This is a genomic window from Caballeronia sp. (genome assembly GCF_049581465.1).
Taxonomy (GTDB): Bacteria; Pseudomonadota; Gammaproteobacteria; order Burkholderiales; family Burkholderiaceae; genus Caballeronia.
This window is the reverse complement of record NZ_JBAUSA010001139.1, coordinates 1-7363: the sequence shown is the minus strand read 5'-3', so window position 1 is coordinate 7363 and position 7363 is coordinate 1. Positions and strand designations below refer to the sequence as shown.

Below are 7363 nucleotides of genomic sequence, written 5' to 3'. Positions count from 1 at the left end.
CGGCGTCCCTGTACGGCGCCAACGGCCAAATGACCGAATACGTGAAGTTCAACGTGAGCGGTTTCAAGACGCTGGATAGCTTCTATGTGAATGGCAGGGAGACGCAGCAGTACAACTTCAATCTTGACAAGAGCTATACGAAGTACGACTTCAGCATCGACGGATCGCAGACGGCGTCCCTTTACGGTGTGAACGGTCAAATGACCGAATACGTGAAGTTCAACGCCAGCGGCTTCAAGACGCTGGATAGCTTCTATGTGAATGGCAAGGAGACGCAGCAGTACAACTTCAACGTTGACAAGAGCTATACGAAGTATGACTTCAGCATCGACGGATCGCAGACGGCGTCTCTGTATGGTGCGAACGGTCAATTGACCGAATACGTGAAATTCAACGCCAGCGGTTTCAAGATGCTGGATAGCTTCTATGTGAATGGCAAGGAGACGCAGCAGTACAACTTCAACCTTGACAAGAGCTATACGAAATACGATTTCGGCATCGACGGATCGCAAACCGCATCCCTATACGGCGCCAACGGTCAAATGACCGAATACGTGAAGTTCAACGCCAGCGGTTTCAAGACACTCGATAGCTTCTATGTGAATGGCAAGGAGACGCAGCAATACAGCTTCAACCTTGACAAGAGCTATACGAAATACGATTTCAGCATCGATGGATCGCAAACGGCATCCCTGTACGGTGCAAACGGTCAAATGACCGAGTATGCGAAATTCAACGCCAGCGGTTATAAGACGCAGGATATCTTCTATACAAATGGCAAAGCGACGCAGCAATACAATTTTAACCTCGACAAGAGCTTCACCAAGTACGATTTCAGTGTGGATGGTACGCAGACGGCAACATTCGTTCAGGGCAATGGGCAGGTGACGGAATATGCGAAGTTCAACGCCAGCGGTTTCAAGACGCAAGACATATTTTATGGCGCAGACAAAAAAGCCACGAAACAGGTGGATTTCAACTTGGACGGTAGCTACGCCTCACACGCGTTTAACAGCGACGGCAGTCAGTTCGCAGCACTCTTCGGCACCAACGGCCTGATTACCGAATATGCGACCTTCAGTGCTAGCGGTTTCAAGACACAGGATATCTTGTATACGAATGGCAAGGCGACGAAACAGTATGATTTTTCAGTCGATAATAGCTACATCTCGCATACATTTGACGGAGCGAAGGAATATATCGGCCTTTTTGGTTCTAACCATGTAATCTACGACTACTATCAGTATTCACAAAACTGGCTCTTTGAGCGTGACTTTTTTGATGGAATTGGCCGGCAAATTGAGGCAGACCGGTTCAATACTTCTGGCAATCTGACCGGTTTCACGAAATATACGTATAACAATGATGGTTCGTACTGGTCGAACAATTACAGTGCAACCGGTCAAAAGACGGCGGAGACGAAATTCACAGGTGACGGAGCTGTGATCCAGAACAATAATATCTATATCCCCGGCAGCGGCTACGGCTTCCCTATTGCCAATGCCGGCTGGAGTTTCCAGATTTGACCTAAACCAACGCGAGCCAACTGACTATCTCTTCCATGAGACGCCAGTTGGCGTCCCGCGAACAAGGGGACAGTGCCGGTGACTATCAAATCGAATATTCTGAGTCGTGACGCCGGAACCGTCCCCACTAGTCCCCCTATTGCGCAACCTCACCGCAATCCCGTTGATCGTCAAATGAATCCCCCCGTCCAAGCCGCAGGTTGTCATCCCCCGCATGATGGCGTTTCAGCAACTCCACTGGCAGGTGATTCAGCGGATCGAGATACGGGAAGCGGTTTTTAACCGATCGCGCGAGCAGCGGGCCGTTCGCCATCCGCTCGTTGTTCCCGGTGATCTCGGACAGCGCCAGTAGTACCCCCAAAAGCGCCAGCAAATCTACTTCGAAAGCGCCCGCATAGCGCTCTCAAGCCCCCCAAGCGTAAGCCCGAACATCCTCCCGCCAACCACTTGGCGAATAATGGAAATCGACTGCCGATATTCCCAAAGCCGCTCCGGCTCCGGATTCAACCACGCGTGGTGCGGGAATTGATCGGCGAACCGCCGCAACCAGACGGCACCGGGCTCCGCATTATTATATTCAACGGACCCGCCGGCCTGCACTACTTCATAAGGACTCATAGTAGCGTCCCCGACAAAGATCAACTTGGTATCGGGTGAAAACTTGTGAATCACGTCGAAGGTATTGAAGCGCTCACCATGGCGTCTGCGATTATTCTTCCAAAGAAAGTCATAAACGCAATTATGAAAATAGTAAAACTCGAGATGCTTGAACTCGGTTTTAGCAGCAGAAAAAAGCTCTTCAACGCGCTTGATGTGATCGTCCATCGACCCACCCACATCGAGCAGCATCAAGACCTTCACGTTATTGTGCCGTTCGGGGACCATCTTGAGATCGAGCCAGCCGGCATTGGCCGCGGTACTGCGGATCGTGCCGGGAAGATCCAGTTCATCGGCGGCGCCTTCGCGCGCAAAGCGCCTCAAGCGCCGGAGTGCGACCTTGATATTGCGCGTGCCGATTTCGACCTGATCGTCGTAGTCCCGATACGACCGCTCATCCCACACTTTGACGGCGGTTCGATTTCCGGCTGAATCCCCGCCAATGCGAATCCCTTCCGGGTTATATCCGCCGTTGCCGAACGGAGAAGTCCCGCCCGAGCCGATCCACTTGCTGCCGCCTTCATGCCGCTCGTTTTGTTCGTCGAGAAGCTCTTTCAGACGCTCCATGAGTTTATCGAGGCCACCCAGCGCTTCAATCTGGCGTTTCTCTTCGGGCGTGAAATCGCGCTCCAGACGCTTCTTGAGCCAATCGAGAGGCACGTCGAACGCGTCTTCTTCAAGCGCTGCAATACCGTTGAAATACGCGCCGAATGCCTGGTCGAACTTGTCGAAATACTTCTCGTCTTTTACGAGCGTCATGCGCGCGAGAAAATAGAACTCGTCGAGTGAAGGCGCGATAACCTGCGCCTTGAGTGCTTCGAGCAGCGTCAGGTATTCCTTTATGGACACCGGCAGCTTCGCGCTACGCAACGAGTAGAAGAAGTCGATCAGCATAAAGAACTCCTTGCCGGCTTAATCAGACAGCGCGTCAGACCGGGTGTCCAGTTTCATGCGCAAATTCGCGCGAACGGCTGGCCACTCCGTCTCGACGATCGAAAACACGACCGTATCGCGATAAATCCCGTCGCGCCCAATCTGGTGATTGCGCAAAATGCCGTCCTGCCGGGCGCCGAGCCGCGCAATCGCCGCGCGTGACTGCTGATTCATGAAATGCGTACGAAACTCCACCGCTATCGTCTTCAGCGTATCGAATGCATGCGAGAGCAAAAGCAACTTGGCTTCGGTATTGAGCGGCGAGCGCTGCACCCGCTTGGCGTACCACGTATGACCGATCTCCAGGCGCCGGTGCGCGGCTTCCAGGTTGAAGAAACGCGTGCTGCCGACCACGTCGCCGCTCTTTGTGTCGATGACAGCGAATGGATGCGCGCCGAGCGTATCTCGCATGACGAGCGCGGCGGCGATCCAGTCGCCGGTCGCCTCGGGCGTCGGGACGCTGGTGTACCAGAGCTTCCACAACTCGCCGTCGGCTGCGGCATTGGCCAAACCTTGCTCGTGTTCGAACGAGAGCGGGACCAGCTTGACGTGCTCGCCGACGAGCGTGACGGGTTCGATCCAGCGGCTCATGCGTACTGTCCTCGATGGGTGGTGAAGGTAATCAACGGTTATTTCGGTTCATGAACAACAGGCGCTCGAACAGGCTCAAATCCTGCTCGTTCTTGAGCAGCGCGCCGTGCAGCGGCGGAATGATCTGCTTGTGGTCGGTCGAGCGCAGCGCTTCCGGCCCGATATCTTCGGCCAGCAGCAGTTTCAGCCAGTCGAGCAATTCGGACGTCGACGGCTTTTTCTTCAGACCGGAGACATTGCGCAGCTCGAAGAAGCTTTGCATGGCGGCGGCGAGCAGTGCCTGCTTGATGCCAGGAAAATGGACTTCGACGATCTGCTTCATGGTCGTCGGCTCTGGGAACTTGATGTAGTGGAAGAAGCAGCGGCGCAGGAAGGCGTCGGGCAATTCCTTCTCGTTGTTCGACGTAATGATCACCAGCGGCCGATGCTTGGCCTTCACGAGTTCATGCGTCTCATAGACGTAGAACTCCATCCGGTCGAGTTCGCGCAGCAGGTCGTTCGGGAACTCGATGTCCGCCTTGTCGATTTCATCGATCAGCAGCACGCCCGGGACGTCGGCGTCGAACGCCTGCCACAACACGCCCTTCACGATGTAATTGCGGATGTCGTTCACGCGCGCATCGCCAAGCTGCGAGTCGCGCAGACGCGACACCGCGTCGTACTCGTACAAGCCCTGTTGCGCCTTCGTTGTCGATTTAATGTGCCACTGGAGCAGCGGCATGCCGAGTGCGGCGGCCACTTCCTCGGCGAGCATGGTCTTGCCGGTGCCGGGTTCGCCTTTGATGAGCAGCGGGCGTTGAAGCGTGATCGCGGCGTTCACGGCGAGCTTGAGGTCGTCGGTTGCGACGTACTGCGATGAACCTTCAAAACGCATGGCACATTTCTCGGACGGAAAGATTCGAGTATAAGACAGAAGGAGTTTTCTTATTACGCACCCGACCCGGCTTATCGGGAGCGCGTGGTGTGCCATATTTACGATGTCCAGGTGACAGATTGTCGCAGCCGGCGCCCCCGGCCCGCGTGCCGTTGCACGGCGTGGCTCGATGTGTTGCAGTCTGTGGACGATGGGTAGGTCGCGCGGTACAATTAGCGCGATTTTTTTGGCCCACGTGGCTGGAAACCGGACCGGCGTAAATTGGCTGCAGTGAGTGCTTTACTGAATGCCTGAGTGAATGCCTGAGTGAATGCCTAAGCGAGTGCAAATGATCGCAAACAAGCGCGGTGCCTGTCCGTTTGACCAGTCCCGAGAAAGTCCCGGAACGCCCGAGTATCCAAGGTGCCGGATTTCCCCTCATGCCAGGTTAGAAGCTATGAATAAATTCGTCGGCAAATGTGCCGTGATCGCAGCGCTGTCGGGGCTTGCCGGCTTCGCGACCCAGGCGTTTGCCGATGTCGTGGGCAACGCGAAAGCCGGCCAGGGCAAGGTGTCGACGTGTATTGGGTGCCATGGCATTCCCGGTTATCGCACGGCTTACCCCGAGGTGTACCGGGTCCCGATGCTTGGGGGACAGAGCGCGCGCTACCTCGACAACGCGTTGCACGAGTACAAGAAAAACAATCGCCACTTCGAAACCATGCACGCCACCGCGGCTTCGCTGTCCGATCAGGATATCGCTGATATCGCTGCGTACTACGCCGCGCAAACCCCCGCTTCGAAGAACAATCCCGAGAGGTGATCCACGCGGCTCTCGACTCTGAGGGCGTGGTCACTCGGCAATCACATTTCGCGGGATAGGAGAATTCATGAAGGCACTCGACACAGTGTTGAAGACAGCGTGCACGGCAGCCGCGCTGATCGGCGTCATCGCCCTGCAGCCGGCGCGGGCCGCCGACGAAGGCAACGGCAAGGTGCTCGCCGGCACTCACAATTGCGCCGCTTGTCACGGCCCGAATTTGAACAATCCGGTGAGCTCGGACTATCCGAAGCTTGCGGGCCAGCACGCCGATTACATTTATTGGGCGTTGCGCCAGTATCAGATGGGCAACGGCAATCCGAACTTCGGGCGTAGCAACGCAATCATGTCGGTGCAGGTGCAAAACCTGTCGCAGAGTGATTTGAAGGATCTGGCGGCGTATATCGAATCGTTGCCGGGCGACCTGGTGCAGAAGAAATAGTTTGTCGGGTTGGGTCTCGACACAGAAACACCCCGTGTTCGTACGGGGTGTTTACTTTTGGGGCGGGGCGTTTGCGGGGCTTTCGAGCGCGCGATTAGTCTTTCGACGCCCGTTGTTCGATCAGCGCTAGATACGCATCGGTGTCGGGTGGCGTGTTGTTGCGCTGGGCGTCCCAGATCACCTCTCCGAGACATTCCATGATTGCGTGCTGCGCGTCGTGCGTCGAGCCCATTCGCGCGGCCAGGCGCTCGTGAGCGCGCCGAATGCCTTTCGGCTGGTCGATGGAGAGCTGTTCCGTAATGGCGAGATGCATTGACAGGTGCAAGAACGGATTGGTCTTGCCGCCATCCGGCGAGTAATCGGCGTGCGCGACATCGGGATCCGAGAGCTCCTGTTGATACTCCGGATGCTCACCGATCCAGTCCGCCGCAATGCTCTCGAGCGGCGTGAGAACGCCGCCTTCGCGCTGCTTGCGCCAGGTTTCGGTGAAAAATTGACGGACTTCGTCGCGGCTCGGGTTGAACATGGCAGGGCTTCACTGGCGGATTCGTTTGAAGACCGCCATTTTAGGCTGCATTGAAGGGGTTCGCCCGGGCGGGCGTTGGGTTCGGTCGAGCTTTCACTCCACCGGCGCCGGCGTTTTAGGCTTGTACTCGCACAGTGGTTCGATCGCGCAATGCCAGCATTCCGGCACGCGTGCCCGGCACACATAGCGGCCGTGCAAAAGCAGCCAGTGATGCGCGTCGTGCTTGAATTCATCGGGAACGAACTTCTCCAGCGCCGTTTCCACCGCGCGCACATCTTTACCCGGCGCGAGTCCGGTGCGATTTGCCACGCGAAAAATGTGGGTATCGACGGCAATTGTCGGATGGCCGAACGCGGTATTCAAAATCACGTTAGCGGTCTTGCGGCCGACGCCGGGCAACGCTTCCAGGGCTTCACGATCGTCCGGCACCGCGCCTCCATGCTGTTCGACGAGAATCCGGCACGTCGCGAGCACATTCTTCGCCTTTGTCCGATACAAGCCGATGGTCTTGATGTACTCAGTCAAGCCTTCCTCGCCGAGCGCCAGCAGTTTTTCCGGTGTGTTCGCGACCGGGTACATGCGGCGCATGGCCTTGTTCACGGAAACGTCGGTGGCCTGGGCAGACAGCATGACGGCGATCAGCAACTCGAACGGGGAGTCATGTTCCAGTTCAGTCGTCGGATGGGGATTGAGGCTTTGCAGGGTCTCGAAGATCGCGCGGCGTTTGGCGGGGTTCATCGTCGGGGCTCATCGTTATCGTTGGTGCTGTCGTCTTCGTGCGTCGCGCCAATGCGCCGCCGCCGTGCCTCGGCCGCATCGATCTGGGCCTGGACTTCAGGGCTCACCGCTTCAATGTTTTTCGGCCCCGCCCCCAGTTTTGCCAGTTCTTCCTTTTTCGCGCGAGCCCGGTCCATCGCGGCCTGGATGATCGCGCGCTTTCGGGCCTGTGCTTCATCGGTGGCGTCGGTCGCCGCAGCCGCGGGGATGGTGGATGCACCTTCGGTAGCACCCGGAG

The 7363-nt window shown here is 56.8% G+C and carries 8 protein-coding genes and 2 pseudogenes; 3 read left to right on the top strand and 7 right to left on the bottom strand.

The window, feature by feature from the left end; all coding sequences use genetic code 11:
- Positions 1 to 1526, top strand: a 1526-nt coding sequence (locus WCA53_RS27925) for a hypothetical protein (RefSeq protein ID WP_423918521.1), incomplete at its 5' end; no start/stop codon positions are given.
- Between the two features lie 132 nt (positions 1527 to 1658).
- Here the strand turns inward: WCA53_RS27925 and WCA53_RS27920 are convergent.
- The 4 genes and pseudogenes from WCA53_RS27920 to WCA53_RS27905 form a co-directional block, all read right to left on the bottom strand.
- Positions 1659 to 1872 (bottom strand): annotated as a pseudogene (locus WCA53_RS27920) (phosphoenolpyruvate carboxylase); the annotation flags it as partial.
- Positions 1873 to 1901: 29 nt separating this feature from the next.
- Positions 1902 to 3077 carry a vWA domain-containing protein gene (locus WCA53_RS27915; protein ID WP_423918518.1) on the bottom strand — a complete coding sequence of 392 codons (1176 nt, stop codon included), beginning with the start codon at positions 3075 to 3077 and terminating at the stop codon, positions 1902 to 1904.
- An 18-nt stretch (positions 3078 to 3095) separates the two neighbouring features.
- Positions 3096 to 3707 carry a GNAT family N-acetyltransferase gene (locus WCA53_RS27910; protein WP_423918513.1) on the bottom strand — a complete coding sequence of 204 codons (612 nt, stop codon included), beginning with the start codon at positions 3705 to 3707 and terminating at the stop codon, positions 3096 to 3098.
- A gap of 31 nt (positions 3708 to 3738) precedes the next feature.
- Positions 3739 to 4581 carry an AAA family ATPase gene (locus WCA53_RS27905; RefSeq protein WP_423918510.1) on the bottom strand — a complete coding sequence of 281 codons (843 nt, stop codon included), beginning with the start codon at positions 4579 to 4581 and terminating at the stop codon, positions 3739 to 3741.
- A 436-nt stretch (positions 4582 to 5017) separates the two neighbouring features.
- Here WCA53_RS27905 and WCA53_RS27900 point away from each other — a divergent pair, with 436 nt between their 5' ends.
- Both WCA53_RS27900 and WCA53_RS27895 read left to right on the top strand, forming a co-directional pair.
- Positions 5018 to 5383 carry a c-type cytochrome gene (locus WCA53_RS27900; protein WP_423918507.1) on the top strand — a complete coding sequence of 122 codons (366 nt, stop codon included), beginning with the start codon at positions 5018 to 5020 and terminating at the stop codon, positions 5381 to 5383.
- A gap of 67 nt (positions 5384 to 5450) precedes the next feature.
- Positions 5451 to 5822 carry a c-type cytochrome gene (locus tag WCA53_RS27895; protein WP_423918504.1) on the top strand — a complete coding sequence of 124 codons (372 nt, stop codon included), beginning with the start codon at positions 5451 to 5453 and terminating at the stop codon, positions 5820 to 5822.
- 94 nt (positions 5823 to 5916) lie between these two features.
- Here WCA53_RS27895 and WCA53_RS27890 read toward each other — a convergent pair whose 3' ends face one another.
- The 3 genes and pseudogenes from WCA53_RS27890 to WCA53_RS27880 form a co-directional block, all read right to left on the bottom strand.
- Positions 5917 to 6348, bottom strand: coding sequence for a DUF1841 family protein (locus tag WCA53_RS27890; RefSeq protein ID WP_423918500.1), 432 nt, complete (start codon positions 6346 to 6348; stop codon positions 5917 to 5919).
- A 93-nt stretch (positions 6349 to 6441) separates the two neighbouring features.
- Positions 6442 to 7086 carry an endonuclease III gene (gene nth, locus WCA53_RS27885; RefSeq protein ID WP_423918495.1) on the bottom strand — a complete coding sequence of 215 codons (645 nt, stop codon included), beginning with the start codon at positions 7084 to 7086 and terminating at the stop codon, positions 6442 to 6444.
- Positions 7083 to 7363: pseudogene (locus WCA53_RS27880) on the bottom strand (electron transport complex subunit RsxB); the annotation flags it as partial. The pseudogene WCA53_RS27880 and the gene nth, both read right to left, overlap by 4 nt.